The sequence below is a fragment of the Amycolatopsis sp. NPDC005232 genome (genome assembly GCF_040607795.1).
Lineage (GTDB): Bacteria > Actinomycetota > Actinomycetes > Mycobacteriales > Pseudonocardiaceae > Amycolatopsis.
Genome location: NZ_JBEXHL010000016.1, coordinates 173,538 through 187,444, shown reverse-complemented (window position 1 = coordinate 187,444; position 13,907 = coordinate 173,538). Strand labels below are relative to the sequence as shown.

The following is a 13,907-nucleotide window of genomic DNA, read 5'->3' as shown; positions in this document are numbered from 1 at the left end:
TATATTTCGGCAAAACCCGTCCGGGTGAAACTCCGGAACCCCGAGGAAGTGAACCTCACGTAGACACCGTCTACTAGAGTTTGATAGACAGTGTCTACAAGGTGAACCACGGGTTACGGAGATCGACATGGGCTTTCAGAAATTCGTCGCCGTCGGCGACAGCTGCGCCGAGGGGCTCGACGATCCGTACCCGGACCACAGCCAGTACCGCGGCTGGGCGGACTTCGTCGCGGGCCGCCTCGCGCAGGATGAGCCCGATTTCCGCTACGCCAACCTCGCGGTGCGAGGCCGGCGTCTCGACCAGATCATCGTCGAGCAGTTGCCGGCCGCCGAGCGCCACGAGCCCGACTTGATCGCCCTGTTCGGCGGCGGCAACGACGTGATGAGCGGCGGCTGGAGCGCCCGCACCGTCGCGCGGCGCGTCGACGCCGCGATCCGCCGGTGCACGCACATCGCGCCCACGGTGGTCACCTTCACCTTGAGCGACATCGCCCACCGCATGCCCTTCGGTGCCCGTATGCACCCGCGCGTGACCGCCCTCAACGACGCCATCCGCGAAGCGTCCGTGAGCTACGGCGCCAAGCTCGTGGACCTGTGGCCCGATCACGCCGCCCACGACTCGCGCTACTTCGGCCCCGACCGCCTGCACCTGTCCGAGGCGGGACACCTGCGGGTAGCCGGCCACGTCCTGAACCGCCTCCACATCGGCCACGACCACGGCTGGCTCCAGCCGCTCCCCGGCTTCCCCGCGCGCCCGAGCCTGCGCGCGGACCTGCAGTGGTTCTGGCAGGAAGTCATGCCGGTCGCCATCACCCGCCTGCACAACCGTCTGATCGGCCGCTCGCCCGGCGACGGCTTTTTTCCCAAGCGCCCCGACCTGCTGCCCGTCGCGTTCTCCGAAGCGCAGCTGTGAGCGCCCGCCAGCGGCTGATCACCACCGCGGAGACCCTGCTCGCCGACGAAGGCGTGGACGCCGTGACATTGCGGGGCATCGCGAAGGCCGCCGGCGTCTCCCACGGCGCGCCCCTGCGGCACTTCTCCGGCCGCGCCGAACTGCTGTCGGCCGTCGCGACGCTCGGCTTCGTGGAGCTGCTCGAACGCGGCGCGAAGCTGCCCGAAGGCAACCCGCGTGAGCGGGTGACAGCCGCCTGCCACGCGTACGTGGCCTTCGCCCTGGCCAACCCCGCGATGTTCGAGCTGATGTTCCGCCGCGATCTCATCGACCCGGCCGAACCCGGGCTCGTGGCCGCGAGCAGCGCCGTCTTCGACTACTTCGCCGACCTCGTGCGCCTCGACCGCGAAGCCGCGCACGACGACCGGCTCAAGCCCGGCACCGACCCGCGGCTCGTCGCGGCTTCGCTGTGGGCAGCCCTGCACGGGCTCGCGCAGCTCTGGCTGTGGGGCGGCCTGGCCGGCGCCAGCTTCGCGCCGTCGCCGGAATCGGCCCTCGCGGTGACGCTCGACGCGTACCTGGGCTGACGCTCGGCGGGGAGCAGCTCCGTGGTCTCCCCGACCCCGGGCGCTCCCGTGACCATCTGCGCCAGAAGCCATCCGGACGAACCGCCCGCCCGAATCCTCCTTCGGCCGCAGCCGCCGGTAAACCTTGGCGGTACGCGCCGGGCCGGTGGTAACCGGCTGGGTTTCCGCCGGTCAGGCCGGTCGCTTCGCCTTCGTGCCGATGTACGGGGTGGAGGGTGGTGCGCGGGCTTCGCGTGCACCCGGTGCTGGCGGACAGCCTGCTCGCGGCGACTGTCGCCGCATTCCTGCTGACGGGCACGGCCGTGCGCGTCCGCACCGGCGCAACCAACGCGGGCATCGCGCCCGCGCGGCTGATCACCAGCCGGCGGGCAGCGCGAGGCCGAACTCCTTGCGCAGCGCGGTTTTCGCGGCGTGCAGGCCGGCCATGCCGTGCACACCGGGGCCCGGCGGGGTCGCGCTGGAGCAGAGGTAGACACCGCTCAACGGGGTTGTGTGGGGGTTCCAGCGGATGACCGGGCGGGCGAGCAGCTGCCGCAGCGTCACCGCGGCGCCGGAGATGTCGCCGCCGACGTAGTTCGCGTTGTAGTTCTCCAACTCGACCGCGGGAACCCCGCGTGAGGCCAGGATCGTGTCGCCGAACCCCGGGGCGAAGCGTTCGATGCGGCGGCGGACGAAGTCGGTGGCGTCGAGCGGATCGCCGTTGGGCACGTGCGCGTAGGCCCAGATCGGCTGTTTGTGCGGAAGTCCGCGCGAGGGATCGGCGGCCATCGGCTGGGCGAGCAGCACGTACGGCTCCTCGGCGCGCTGCCCGCCGGCCACGGTGTTCTCGCCGGCGCGGACCTGCGCGGCCGTCCCTCCGATGTGGACGGTCGCGGCCCTGGCCAGCTCTGGCTCGCGCCACGGGATCGGCTCCGACACGAGGAAGTCGACCTTCGCCGCGCCTGGTCCGTAGCGCACGTTCTCGAGCGCGCGACGATAGCCGGGTGGCGCGAAGGGACCCGCGAGTTCGAGCAGGCCACGCGGGCTGACGTCGAGCAGCACCGCGCGGGTTTTCGCGAACTCCCGCAGGTCCGTGGCGCGGCTGGAGGTGTGGACGCGGCCGCCGTGCGCGACGAAATCGGCGGCGAGCACGTCGGTGAGCACCTGCGTCCCCCCGCGCGGAACCGGCCAGCCGCCCGCGTGCGCGAGGTGCCCGAGCAGCACGGCGGTGCCCCCGCCGGCCAACGACGGCAGCCGACCCATCGGGTGCGCGGCGACGCCGGCGAGCAGCGCGGGGGCTTCGGGACCGCGGAACAGGACCTCGTCGATGCCGGTGCCGAGCGCGAGGATCCGCGGCGCGAGCAGGGCGGCGACGGAAGGCCGCGGCGGCCGTCTCAGGTCGCCGAGCAGCAGGTCGGTGATCTCGGCGGTGTGCTCGACGAGCGGTCCCATCAGGCGGCGCCAGCGCTCGCTGTCGGCGCCGAGGCGTGCGCAGGTGCGGTCGAGGTCCGCGTAGGCGAGGCCGGTGCGGCGCTCGTCGACGGGATGTCCGTACGCGACTTCAGGCCGGCACAGCTCGACGCCGTGCGCAGCGAGGTCGAAGCCGTGGAAGAACGGCGACGCGACGGCCATCGGGTGCACGGCCGAGCAGACGTCGTGGACCACGTCGGCGTCGAACAGCCGCGCCGACCGCGCGCCCCCGCCGAGCTCCGGCGCGGTTTCGTGCAGGTCGACCGCGAGACCGGCGCGGGCCAGCAGCACGGCGGCGGCCAGGCCGTTGGGGCCGGAGCCGACGACCACGGCGTCAGCGGGCGAATCCACTCACTGATCGTATCGACACGCGGGCACCCTGCCACGTATCCGAACACCTGATCGAATATTGTCGTACCCCGCGCCTACCTTGGACCCCACGCCGGCCCGCCCGGGCCCGGCCCAGCAGGAGAGGGGGATCATGCCCGCCCACGACACGCAGCTGGAGCGCATCCGCAAGCTGCTCGCCAAGGCCGAAGACCCGGCGGTGACCGCGGAAGAAGCCGAGCTGTACAACACGAAGGCGGCCGAGCTGATCGCCCGGTACGGCATCGACAACGCGATGCTCGCCGCCGCCGGGCAGGGCTCGGACGACATCGCCGTGCTGAAGATCCCCATCGAAAACCCGTACAGCCGTGACAAGGCGAGCCTGCTCACGAACATCGCGTACCCGATGCGCTGCCGCACGTTGCTGCACCGCGTGGGCCAGGGCGTGGACGCGGTCACGGTGTTCGGCTTCAAGTCCGACCTCGGGCGCGTGGAGCTGCTGTTCACGAGCCTGTTGCTGCAGGCGAGCACCCAGCTCACGCGCGTGCGGCCCGACGACCGGGTGTTCCGCGAATCGCTCGCCGCGTACCGCCGCACCTGGCTGCACGGCTTCGCGCGCGCCGTCCACGATCGGCTGGTGCGGGCGGAGGACACGGCGGCGCGCGAGCACCCGGGTTCGGGCGGGCAGTCGGCCGAGCTGGTGGTGCGCGACCGGAACACGCTCGTGCAAAGTGCGTTCGACCGCGAGTACGGCGACTTGCGCGCGGCCGCGCCGCGCCGGCTCTCGGGTTCGGGGTACCGCGAAGGCCATCAGGCCGGCACGCGCGCGACGCTCGATCCGGCCGCGCTGGCCCGGCGCAGGCAGGCTCTGCCGGTGCGCTGATCAAATTCTGGGGCTGTCCCGAGGATTCGCGGTTTACCCTGCGAGCCATGAACGTTGCCGGTCACCTCGTCCCTCGTCCGGAGCCGCCCTCGGCTTCCGGCGGGAGAAGCGGTGCCCGGTCGTGAGCGGCGAGCCGGCCGTGCGCGTCGAGGACCTCGCGATGCGTCCGGATCTGCGCCGTCCCGCGCTGGAGCTGGGGGTGGTTGGCGGGGAGTTCCTGGCGCACGACGTGATCGGCGACCTCGCTGCGTCCGCAAGGTTGGCGGCGCGCTGGCCGGAGTTCTTCTTGGTACTGCTGGAAGACGACGTGCCGGTGGCCCGCGCGGCGGCGATCCCCGTGGCGTATCCGACGCACGAGCGCACCGAGCTGCCCGACCACGGCTGGGACGGCGCACTGTTGTGGGCCGCGCAGGACGTGATGGACGACCGCGAGCCGACCACGCTGGTGGCGCTGGAGGTCAACGTCGCCGAGCGCGCGCGGGGCCAGGGCGTGGCGGCACTGGCGCTCACGGAGCTGAAGAACCGGGCCCGGCGCGCGGGGCTGTCGCGGCTCGTGGTGCCAGTGCGCCCGACGGGTAAGGCGGAGCACGCCGTTGAGTCCATTGTGGACTACGTCGCCCGGCGAGACGAGCAGGGCCGCCCGGCGGACCCGTGGCTGCGCAACCACCAACGGCTGGGCGCGCGGCTGGTGAAGATCGCGCCGTTCGCGATGACCGTGATCGGCACGCTGGACCAGTGGGAGGAGTGGACCGGCGTGCGGCCCGGCGACGGCCTCACGACCGTGCCCGGCGGGATCACGCCCGTGCTGGGGTCGGTGGCGCAAGACCTCGGTGTGTACGTGGAGCCGAACGTGTGGCTGGAGCACCCGCTCTGACCTGGGTTACCGTGGTGGCGTGTGCACTCGTCGGCAGGAGCTCGTGACGCCGATCTACGGCGACCACTCCTACCGGTGTGACTTCTACGGCTGACAACGTCTTCCGTCCCCGTTCGAACGTCACCACAACCGAAGAGGAACACAGTCATGCCCGAAACCCATCCCGCCACGGCCTGGGCTCTCAAGCACATGCCCCTCACCGCGCAGGCGGTCGCCGAACTGACCCCGGTGCTCGCCGGGAAGCGGCTGGCGATGTGCCTGCACGTCGAGCCGAAGACCGCCGCACTCGTCACGCTGCTCGTGCGCGCCGGCGTCGACGTGCGGCTCACCGGCTCGCCCGGCACCACCCACGACGACGTCGCCGACGCGCTCGGCGAGCTGGGTGTCGCCGTGTTCACCCGCCGCGGCGACGGCGAGGCCGAGCACGTCCGCAACATCGAGCGCGTGCTCGAGGTCGAGCCCGACCTCACACTGGACAACGGCGGTGACCTCACCGTTTCGCTTCTCGGCTCCGGCACGCCGGCGGGTTACCTCGGCGGCACCGAGGAGACCACGACCGGCGGAATCCGGCTGCGCGAAACAAAAGCACGGCTCGGCAAACCCGTGGTCGTGATCAACGACTCGCGGCTGAAGCTCCTGGTGGAGAACGAGTTCGGCGTCGGGCAGAGCGTGGTGCAGGGCTTCCTCAACGCCACCAACCTCATGGTGCCGGGGACGCGGGCCGCGGTGCTCGGCTACGGCCCGTGCGGCAAGGGCGTCGCCGACACGTTGAGCCGGCTCGGCGCGCGCGTTTCGGTCTGCGACACCGACCCGATGCGGGCACTGGAGGCGATCCTCAACGGCCACAGCGTCGGCACGGCCAGCGAGGTCGTGGCCGACGCGCAGCTGGTGTTCACCGCCACCGGCCACCCCGGTGTGCTGGGCGCGGCCGAGCTCGCGGCGTTGCGCGACGGCGCGGTGCTCGCCGGCGTCGGGCACTTCGCGTGGGAGATCGACCGGGCGGAGCTCGACGCGCGGACCGTCCACACCGTCGAGTACGGCGCGCCTTCGCGACGCACGGGCCACGTCCTCGACGACGGCCGCGAGATCGTGCTGCTCGACCAGGGCCGGATGCTCAACCTCACGGCCGCCAACGGGAACTCCATCCAGGCCATGGACCTCGGCCTCACGCTGCAGGCCCGCAGCCTCGCCGCCGTCGCCGCGGGCGGGCTGGCCGACGAGGTGCAGCCCGTGCCCGCGGACGTGGAGCATCGCATCGCGACCGACCTCGTGGCCGCGTTGCGCTAGCTACTTCTCCAGGCCCGGCGGCAGGAAACCGTGCTCGGACAGGTCGAACCAGTTGCCTTCCGGATCGATCGCGCGGTACTCGGCGAACGGGCGGTCCCCGCCGCGCAGCACCGGTCGGGGCACGCCCGCTTCGGCGAGCTTCTCCGCGATCGGCGGGATTTCCGGGACCTGGAAACCGAAGTGGTTGAAGCCGGTGGCGACGTCGCCGTCGAGCTGCTGCTGAATCAGCGCCAGGTTGAGGTAGCCGTCGGTCACGAAGTGGCTGCCGTCGGGGTCGGTGTGGAACAGCTCCATGCCGAACTGCTCGCAGTAGAACGCGGCCATGCGCTTCGCGTCCTGCACGACGAAGGCGAGGTGACGCAGGCGAGGGCGGGTCATGCGGTGGGTCCCTTCGGGATCATGTTGTGAAAGGCGGCGATCGTCGGCTCGCCGTCGTGGCGGACCACGGCTTGCGCGTGCGTCACCACGCCGGCGGGCCCGATCTCAGACGTCGCGTGCACGAGCGAAAGCTCCGGCGACAGCCGGCGGATCAACGTGACCTCGGCGGACAACGTGGTGCCGCGGTACGCCGTGGCGAACAGCTGCGCGTGGCCTGTCTCCACGGCTTCGCGACCGACGAGCGCTTCGCCGCGCACGTTGACGAAGTCGACGTCGGACGCGAAGACGGAAGCGAACTGCGTTGCGTCGCCGCGGGCCCAGCCGTCGGCCATGGTGCGCCAGAGCGCGCGAATCGACTCGTTCACGCCGTCACCATCCCCACGCGCAGCGGGAGCGATTCGCAGTCGCCGTTCCACGCGGCCAGCGAGTAGTAGAACTCGCCGTGCTGCCGTTCGAGGTAACACACGACGTTGAGCGGCCAGCCCGTGCTGCGGAAGACGTACGTGTCCATCGGCGTCGGGCGCTCGCTGAGCGGGCGGCCGCGTTCGCATTCAGGCCCGAGGCGATGCCAGTCCGGGTGCAGGTGGACGGACCCGAGCACGTCCAGACCACGCGCGTCGGCCTCGCGGGTGATGCGCAGCAGATCGGCGGGATCCAGCCACCACGCGCGCACCGAATTCTCATACGCAGAGCCGAATTTCGGCACGATCGTGGTCGCGAACTCTTCACGCGCGCTCGGGTCGGTGACCCGCGCGTTGCGGCCGAACGCGAGGTCCGAGACGATCAGCGCGTCTTCGGCGAAGGTGCCGAGCAGCACAGCGAAACACGGTCTCGGTTCCTCGGGCGTGATGAACGCGTATTCGATGGCTGCCGCGTCGAGGAACCGCTGCAGCACTTCGTCGGAGAACAGCACGGGAAGCGTTGTTTTCCCGATGAGCGGAACGGGGACCAAAGATGTCACGCCGGGCACCGTAACCAGGCGCGATGCGGCGTGGCCATGATCATCACGGGATCGGCCCTATTGCATCCGGCGATAATGTTTTCCCCATGCGCTTGGAAATCCGGCACCTCGAACTCGTGGTCGCGATCGCCGAGGCCGGCAGCCTGCGCAGAGCCGCGGCCCGCCTGCACCTCACGCAGCCGGCGGTGACCACGCAGCTCAAACGGATCGAGCAGTTCCTCGGCGGGCCACTGTTCGTCCGTTCGGCCGAAGGTGTACTGCCCACCCACACCGGCACCGAGCTGGTGCGCGACGCGCAAAAGGTGCTGCACAGCTTCGACGCCCTGCAACGCTCGGCGCGCCTCAACGCGCGACACGAAGCGGGCGCGCCGGTGCGCGTCGGCGGGATTCCGGCGCAGCAGTTCAGCCTGCTGGTGAACGCGTTGACGACCATGCTGCCCCGGCGCGACGTCACCAGCCGCACGATCCGCGAAACCACCGCTCTGACGGCGTTGCTGCGCTCAGGCGAGCTCGACGTCGCCGTGATGCGCGCGTTCCCGGGCTTCCCACTGATCCCGCCCGACGGCGTCGAGTACCGCGTGCTGCTGCGGGAACCGTTTTTCATCGGCGTCGCGGACCACCACGACTTGGCCGCGCGCGGCGAGGTCGCGCTGGCCGACCTGGCGGGCGAGAAGTGGGTGATGCCCGACCGAGACGACAGCGGGATGAACGAGTTCTTCGCCCGCACCTGCACGTCGGCCGGCTTCGACCAGCGCATCACGCACCTGACGAACGAGGCGCACGTCGCGTTCGCCCTCACCGCCGAGGGCCGCGCGATCTGCCTGCTCTACCCCATCGGCACCGACCGCACGGGCATCTCGACGGTGTCGCTGACCGGCACCCCGCTCTACCGCGAGCTCGTCCTCGCGTGGCGCACCGACTCCCCGATCGCTTCGCTGGTGGACGAGATGTGTGCCAAGATCGACGCCGGGTACCTCGCTCTGGTCGAGGACTCGCAGTTCTACCGGAAGTGGTGGCACGACGGCGGTTCCGCGTTCGCGCTGCCGCTGTGAAAATTGCCGCAGTGGTTGCCGCTGTGAAGCCGTCGCTGTAAAGGAGTCGCCATGCCGATCCGCGGTCTGAACCACGCCGTCCTCTGGGTCCACGACGCCGCCCGCAGCAGCGCCTTCTACGTCGACGTCCTGGGTTTCCGCGCGGTGCACACCTCGGACCGCGCCGTCTTCCTCCAGGCCCCCGACTCCCGCAACGACCACGACCTGGGCGTCTTCACCCTCCCGGACGCCGCAGCGGCCCCTTCGGGTTCCGTCGGCCTCTACCACCTGGCGTGGGAAGTCCCCACCCTCGCGGACCTCCAGACCTACCTCACCGCCCTCACCACCGCGGGCGCCCTCGTCGGCTCCACCGACCACGGCACCACGAAAGCCCTCTACGCCAAGGACCCGGACGGCCTCGAGTTCGAGATCTGCTGGCTCGTGCCGCAGTCGCAGATCACGGACGCCGACCGCGCCCACAACGGCCCCCTGGACCTGGCCACGGACATCACCCGTTTCGGCGCCGACACGCCTGGTGAATCGGCTCGCATCCCGGCGTAAGTTCAGGCAGCCGGCGCGAGTACGTAGGAGAACCGGCGGATCACCGGCACCCACTTCTGCAAGTGGGCGAGGCGGTCGACCTCCAGCGCGGCGGACACCTGCGCAAGTCCTCCCCGCTCGGGACGCCGTCGACCGTCCACTTCGGACCCGTCTTCGACGTCCGGACGGCTTGCTGCGTAACGGTCGACCGGGGCGGCGACTCGGGGAGGGATCGGTCTTCGGTGGTCTGTTCCGGCACGAGCGAGCGCAGCAACCGGCGCCGCCTGCCCGACGACATGCCCGGCAGGACCAGCGGCAGGTTGATGATCTTCTCCAGGTAGTACTGTCGCGGCGAAGTACGGATTCACAGCCCAGCCACAACGCATGCACGACGCCCCGGCTCGCACGACGCCTTCTTCCACAACCAGACCGACACCGGGTCCATCCAGTTCGGCACCGACAAATAGACCGTCATCGGGATCACCGTCGGCTGCCATCTCACCGCCACGACCATGAACCTCGGCCACATCCCGCCAACGCCCACCTAACGCAACCACGCTGGGGGGTCTGGGGCGAAGCCCTCCCGGACGGGGGCTTTGGGGGTTGCACCCCCAGAAAACACGCGGAACACAAAACGGCCCGCGCCCTTCGCGGGCACGGGCCATCTATTTGGGGTGGAGCTGAGGGGAATCGAACCCCTGACCTTCTCGATGCGAACGAGACGCGCTACCAACTGCGCTACAGCCCCCAAGGAGCGCAAGCCCCTTGTTCAGTGCTCGTAGAGCGTATCAGCTACCCCAAGAGCACCGAACGCTGGGGGTCACTCCCCGACCGCCCGGCGGTACGGGCTGGTCCCCGGCTCGTCGAGCTCCTCGAAGGCCGGGTCTTCGTCGTCCAGGTCGACCACGACGGCCTGGCGGCGGATGCGGGACATGGGCGATGGCTTGCGTTCCACGATGTCGCGGGGTGTCGGGGAGACGACCTCCAAGTCGTCGTCCTCCTCGGCGACCGGAGGCGCGACGGAGGCCGAAGCGGCAGGACGCTCCGTGCGGCGCGGTGCCGGAAGCGGCTCCCGAGCTTCTCGAGACTCCCGGCTATCCCGCGCATACCGCGCCATCCGCCGCTGACGGATGTCGTCTTCGATGCGGACCTGGCGGCGTAGGTACGCGAGGTACCCGACCAGGATCACGTCGACCACGGCGTTGCCCCACCACACCACGGACATCGCGAAGCCCGCGAAGGCGGCCGACGCGACGGCGAGGATCAGCAGGATCACCACGATCCGCTGGCGGAACGCGTACTTCGCCCGCGCGGCGATCTCCGCCGCTTCCGGGTCGAAGCCGCCGCGGCCCGGGCGGTAGCCGGAGGACCGCGTGCGCGACGGTTCGTCGCGCACGTCGGCGGCCGGCTGGGACAGCGGCTCGGGTTCCGGTTCTTCCTCTTCGAGGTCGGAGTCGAGCTCCGCCTCGAGTTCGGCGAGGTCGTCCTCCACCGAAGGTTTCGCATTTTCGGACATGGCGAACTCCTCCTGTCCTTCGCTGCGAGCTCCCCCGCTGCGCACGACGCGCGCGGCGAGCGCGGACGACGGCGTCCGTGCCACCTGCTGGCGCTTGCGAGCCACCATGGGCACGAGAACGACGAGCCATGCCGCGGCGAGCGCCACGATGATCAGCGAGCTGGGCATCCCCCGTCACCTCCCCCGATCCTCTGCTGTAGTCACGCTAGCCACAACAGTCACACACGGGACGCAGACTCGCCGGGTTCGATCACGAAATTGCCTCACCGGATTAGGTGAATCTCACAGTATGTGGTAACGCGTGATCGGAACCGGACCCGTAGTCACCATCAGAGCAGGTCGGCGCGTCCCAGAGCCACGAGCCGGGAGACGAGGCCGTCGCCGATCTCCTCTTTCGTCACGGCGAAGCAGAGGTGGTCACGCCAGGCGCCGGCGACGTCGAGGTAGCGCTCGAAGAGGCCCTCCTGCCGGTAGCCGGCCTTGGTCAGGACGCGGATGCTCGCGTTGTTCTCCGGCCGCACGGTCGCCTCGAGCCGGTGCAGGCCGGACGCTTCGAAGGCGTGATCCGTCACGAGGGCGACAGCCGCTGTCGCGACCCCGCCGCGCACGATGTCGGACGACACCCAGTACCCGATCCAGGCCGATCGCAGCGAGGCGCGGATGACGTTACCCACCGTGATCTGGCCCGCGAACTTTCCGTCGACCGTGATCGTGAACGGCAGGCATTGCCCGCGCCGCGCGAGACCTCTCAGGGCCGCCCACTGCGAGGGCCACGACCAGAACGCGTTGCGGTCGGGCCACGGCCCGATCCCCGTCGGCTCCCACTGTTCGAGGTGGTCGCGGTCGCGCAGGCGGATGCGGCTCCACTCTCCGGCGTCGCGCAGCCGCACGGGCCGCACGCTGACGACCCCGGCCGCCACGCGCAGTCCACCGAGCTTCGCGGGCCAGCCCGGGTGGCGGCTTTCGACCGGGTACGAGTACGAGCCCACTACGCCCGCTGCGCGAGGAACGTGACCTTCACCTGTTCGCCTGCCGCGACCTCGGTGAGGTCCTCGTCCACCGTGATCAGGCAGTTCGCCTCCGCCAGCGACGCCAGCAGGTGCGCGCCCGACGTGCCGAGCGGCTGCACGAGGTACTCGCCGTTGGCCTCGTCGCGCAGCAGCTGGCCACGCAGGTAGCCGCGCCGTCCCTTTGTCGACGTGATCGGCGACAGCAACCGTGCACCGACGATCCGCCGGTGCGGGTTTCGCGTGCCGCGCGCGGCGCGGATCAGCGGTCTGACCAGGACCTCGAACACCACCAGGGCGCTCATCGGGTTACCGGGGATGAGGAACGTCGGCACGGAGTCCGGGCCGAGCCGCCCGAAGCCCTGCACCGAGCCCGGGTGCATCCCCACTCGCGTCATGTCGATGTGGCCGAGGTCGGACAACGCGGCGTGCACCTCGTCGCCGGAAGCGCCGCCGGCACCGCCCGCGACCACCACGATCTCCGACATCAGCAGCCGGCCCTCGACGATCTCGCGCAGCCGCTTCGGGTCGCTCGGCACGATGCCGACGCGGCTCACCTCGGCGCCGGCGTCGCGCGCGGCCGCGGCCAGCGCGTAAGAGTTGACGTCGTAGACCTGGCCGGTCGAGGGCGTGCGGTCGACGTCCACGAGCTCGTCGCCCACGGACACGATCGACACGCGCGGCCGCGGGTAGACCAGCACCTTCGCGCGCCCGACGGCGGCCAGCAGGCCCACCTGCGCGGACCCGATGGTGTCGCCCTTGCGCACGGCGACGTCGCCGATCTGTACGTCTTCGCCCGCGCGGCGCACGTACGCGGCGGAAGGCACGGACTTGTGCACGGTGAGCTTGGCCTGGTGCCCGTCGGTGTACGCGGTGGGCACGACGGCGTCGGCGAGCGTCGGCAGCGGCGCGCCGGTGTCGACGCGCACCGCCTGCCCCGGCTGCAGCCGCCGCGGCTGGCGGGACCCGGCTTGGATCTCGCCGACCACCGGCAGCTGCACCGGCTCCTCGCCGGCGGCGCGGACGTCGACGCTGCGCACCGCGTAACCGTCCACGGCGGCTTGGTCGAAGCCGGGCAGGGCGTGCTCGGCGACCACCTCCTCCGCGCACAGCAGCCCCTGCGCCTCGGAGATCGCCACGCGGACCGGCCGCGGCCGGACGGCGGCGTCCAGCGTCAGCGCGATCTGCGCGTCGACAGAGCGCAGCTCCGCCTCCGCGGGTTCCGGGGCCTCTTCGGCCGGGGCAGCGTCGAGGGAGTCCGTCATGGGCGTTCGGTCCCGATCCGTTCGGTCAGCCACGTCCGTAACGATGGCCCGTATTCGGGCGTTTCAAGCGCGAAATCGACGGCGGCGCGCAGGAAACCACCCGGATTCCCCAGGTCGTGTCGTCCGCCGCGGTGCACGACCACGTGAACGGGGTGGCCTTCCTTGATCAGCAGCGCCACGGCGTCGGTCAGCTGGAGCTCGCCGCCGGAGCCCGGCTCGATCCGGCGCAGCGCGTCGAAGATCGCCCGGTCGAGCAGGTAACGCCCGGCCGCCGCGTAGGTCGACGGCGCGTCTTCCGGCCGCGGCTTCTCGACCATGCCGTGAACCTGCTTCACGTCCGGGTCGCCGGTGTCGGAGACGTCGAACACGCCGTAGGGCGAGATCTGCTCCTTGGGAATGTCGAACGCGCAGAGCACGCTGCCGCCGTACTGCGCGCGCACGGCCGACATGCGGTCGAGCACGCCGGTGGGCAGCACGAGGTCGTCGGGCAGCAGCACGGCGACGGCCTCGTCCTCGTCAGTCAGGTTCGGCTCGGCCTGCGCGACGGCGTGGCCCAGCCCCAGGGCCTGCTCCTGGATGGCGACCTCGACGTCGAGCAGCTCCGTGCCGCGGCGCACCTTCTCGAGCAGCTCGGTCTTGCCCTTGGCCTCGAGCGTCTTCTCCAGCTCGGGCTGCGCCTCGAAGTACTTGACCACGGCGTCCTTGCCGGGCGAGGTCACGATCACCAGGCGTTTCGCCCCCGCGGCCGCGGCTTCGCTCGCGACGAGCTCGATCCCCGGTGTGTCGACCACGGGCAGTAGCTCTTTCGGCACCGCCTTCGTGGTCGGCAGGAACCGGGTCCCGAGTCCGGCCGCAGGCACGATGGCTGTTCTGAACGTCTGGGAGGTTGAGGCGCCCGTCATGGGCGCAA

At 70.8% G+C, this 13,907-nt stretch carries 15 protein-coding genes and 1 tRNA gene; 7 read left to right on the top strand and 9 right to left on the bottom strand.

Features of this window, described 5'->3' with window-relative positions; genetic code table 11:
- Positions 1-127 precede the first annotated feature (127 nt).
- Both ABZU76_RS29120 and ABZU76_RS29115 read left to right on the top strand, forming a co-directional pair.
- Positions 128-913, top strand: coding sequence for an SGNH/GDSL hydrolase family protein (locus ABZU76_RS29120; protein ID WP_354875039.1), 786 nt, complete (start codon positions 128-130; stop codon positions 911-913).
- Positions 910-1,479, top strand: coding sequence for a TetR/AcrR family transcriptional regulator (locus ABZU76_RS29115; RefSeq protein ID WP_354875037.1), 570 nt, complete (start codon positions 910-912; stop codon positions 1,477-1,479). The genes ABZU76_RS29120 and ABZU76_RS29115 overlap by 4 nt, the downstream gene beginning before the upstream one ends.
- 354 nt (positions 1,480-1,833) lie before the next feature.
- On the opposite strand, the gene ABZU76_RS29110 is transcribed toward ABZU76_RS29115, so the two are convergent.
- Complete coding sequence (locus tag ABZU76_RS29110) at positions 1,834-3,279, bottom strand: NAD(P)/FAD-dependent oxidoreductase (RefSeq protein WP_354875035.1); 1,446 nt, start codon at positions 3,277-3,279, stop codon at positions 1,834-1,836.
- A gap of 130 nt (positions 3,280-3,409) precedes the next feature.
- On the opposite strand from ABZU76_RS29110, the gene ABZU76_RS29105 reads away from it, so the two are divergent.
- The 3 genes from ABZU76_RS29105 (at position 3,410) to ABZU76_RS29095 (ending at position 6,299) form a co-directional block, all read left to right on the top strand.
- Positions 3,410-4,138 carry a DUF2786 domain-containing protein gene (locus tag ABZU76_RS29105; protein ID WP_354875033.1) on the top strand — a complete coding sequence of 243 codons (729 nt, stop codon included), beginning with the start codon at positions 3,410-3,412 and terminating at the stop codon, positions 4,136-4,138.
- 139 nt (positions 4,139-4,277) lie between these two features.
- Positions 4,278-5,012 (top strand): GNAT family N-acetyltransferase, encoded by a 735-nt coding sequence (locus ABZU76_RS29100; RefSeq protein WP_354875089.1) that lies wholly within the window; start codon positions 4,278-4,280, stop codon positions 5,010-5,012.
- Positions 5,013-5,159: 147 nt separating this feature from the next.
- Entirely contained in the window at positions 5,160-6,299 is a 1,140-nt protein-coding gene (locus ABZU76_RS29095) for an adenosylhomocysteinase (protein WP_354875031.1), read from the top strand.
- Here ABZU76_RS29095 and ABZU76_RS29090 read toward each other — a convergent pair whose 3' ends face one another.
- The 3 genes from ABZU76_RS29090 to ABZU76_RS29080 are packed head-to-tail and all read right to left on the bottom strand — an operon-like array spanning position 6,300 to position 7,638.
- On the bottom strand, positions 6,300-6,677 hold the full coding sequence (locus tag ABZU76_RS29090) for a VOC family protein (RefSeq protein WP_354875029.1): 378 nt from the start codon (positions 6,675-6,677) through the stop codon (positions 6,300-6,302).
- Positions 6,674-7,042 (bottom strand): SgcJ/EcaC family oxidoreductase, encoded by a 369-nt coding sequence (locus ABZU76_RS29085; protein WP_220244352.1) that lies wholly within the window; start codon positions 7,040-7,042, stop codon positions 6,674-6,676. The genes ABZU76_RS29090 and ABZU76_RS29085 overlap by 4 nt, the downstream gene beginning before the upstream one ends.
- A complete protein-coding gene (locus ABZU76_RS29080) occupies positions 7,039-7,638 on the bottom strand; it encodes a hypothetical protein (protein ID WP_354875026.1) in 600 nt (199 codons plus the stop codon). Before ABZU76_RS29080 ends, ABZU76_RS29085 begins: the two co-directional genes overlap by 4 nt.
- Positions 7,639-7,724: 86 nt before the next feature.
- Between ABZU76_RS29080 and ABZU76_RS29075 the strand changes: the two genes are divergently transcribed.
- Both ABZU76_RS29075 and ABZU76_RS29070 read left to right on the top strand, forming a co-directional pair.
- Positions 7,725-8,690: a LysR family transcriptional regulator gene (locus ABZU76_RS29075; protein ID WP_354875024.1), complete on the top strand. Its 966-nt coding sequence runs from the start codon at positions 7,725-7,727 to the stop codon at positions 8,688-8,690.
- 51 nt (positions 8,691-8,741) lie between these two features.
- Positions 8,742-9,230 (top strand): VOC family protein, encoded by a 489-nt coding sequence (locus ABZU76_RS29070; RefSeq protein WP_354875022.1) that lies wholly within the window; start codon positions 8,742-8,744, stop codon positions 9,228-9,230.
- Between the two features lie 654 nt (positions 9,231-9,884).
- Here ABZU76_RS29070 and ABZU76_RS29065 read toward each other — a convergent pair.
- From ABZU76_RS29065 to ABZU76_RS29045, 5 genes are all read right to left on the bottom strand, one after another.
- A tRNA-Ala gene (locus tag ABZU76_RS29065) sits at positions 9,885-9,957 on the bottom strand.
- A 72-nt stretch (positions 9,958-10,029) separates the two neighbouring features.
- Positions 10,030-10,893, bottom strand: a complete 864-nt coding sequence (gene glpR / locus ABZU76_RS29060; protein ID WP_354875020.1) for a gephyrin-like molybdotransferase receptor GlpR — start codon at positions 10,891-10,893, stop codon at positions 10,030-10,032.
- 161 nt (positions 10,894-11,054) lie between these two features.
- On the bottom strand, positions 11,055-11,714 hold the full coding sequence (locus ABZU76_RS29055; RefSeq protein WP_220244402.1) for a GNAT family protein: 660 nt from the start codon (positions 11,712-11,714) through the stop codon (positions 11,055-11,057).
- Positions 11,714-12,997 (bottom strand): gephyrin-like molybdotransferase Glp, encoded by a 1,284-nt coding sequence (gene glp, locus ABZU76_RS29050; protein WP_220244403.1) that lies wholly within the window; start codon positions 12,995-12,997, stop codon positions 11,714-11,716. The genes ABZU76_RS29055 and glp overlap by 1 nt, the downstream gene beginning before the upstream one ends.
- Complete coding sequence (locus tag ABZU76_RS29045; protein WP_354875017.1) at positions 12,994-13,899, bottom strand: UTP--glucose-1-phosphate uridylyltransferase; 906 nt, start codon at positions 13,897-13,899, stop codon at positions 12,994-12,996. The genes glp and ABZU76_RS29045 overlap by 4 nt, the downstream gene beginning before the upstream one ends.
- Positions 13,900-13,907 lie beyond the last annotated feature (8 nt).

Excerpts from the sequence above, each read along its gene's own strand:
- ABZU76_RS29105 (WP_354875033.1), top strand. The coding sequence starts at position 3,410 with ATGCCCGCCCACGACACGCAGCTGGAGCGCATCCGCAAGCTGCTCGCC.
- ABZU76_RS29045 (WP_354875017.1), bottom strand. The coding sequence starts at position 13,899 with ATGACGGGCGCCTCAACCTCCCAGACGTTCAGAACAGCCATCGTGCCT.
- ABZU76_RS29075 (WP_354875024.1), top strand. The coding sequence starts at position 7,725 with ATGCGCTTGGAAATCCGGCACCTCGAACTCGTGGTCGCGATCGCCGAG.
- glpR (WP_354875020.1), bottom strand. The coding sequence starts at position 10,893 with ATGCCCAGCTCGCTGATCATCGTGGCGCTCGCCGCGGCATGGCTCGTC.
- ABZU76_RS29120 (WP_354875039.1), top strand. The coding sequence starts at position 128 with ATGGGCTTTCAGAAATTCGTCGCCGTCGGCGACAGCTGCGCCGAGGGG.
- ABZU76_RS29090 (WP_354875029.1), bottom strand. The coding sequence starts at position 6,677 with ATGACCCGCCCTCGCCTGCGTCACCTCGCCTTCGTCGTGCAGGACGCG.
- ABZU76_RS29095 (WP_354875031.1), top strand. The coding sequence starts at position 5,160 with ATGCCCGAAACCCATCCCGCCACGGCCTGGGCTCTCAAGCACATGCCC.
- ABZU76_RS29070 (WP_354875022.1), top strand. The coding sequence starts at position 8,742 with ATGCCGATCCGCGGTCTGAACCACGCCGTCCTCTGGGTCCACGACGCC.
- glp (WP_220244403.1), bottom strand. The coding sequence starts at position 12,997 with ATGACGGACTCCCTCGACGCTGCCCCGGCCGAAGAGGCCCCGGAACCC.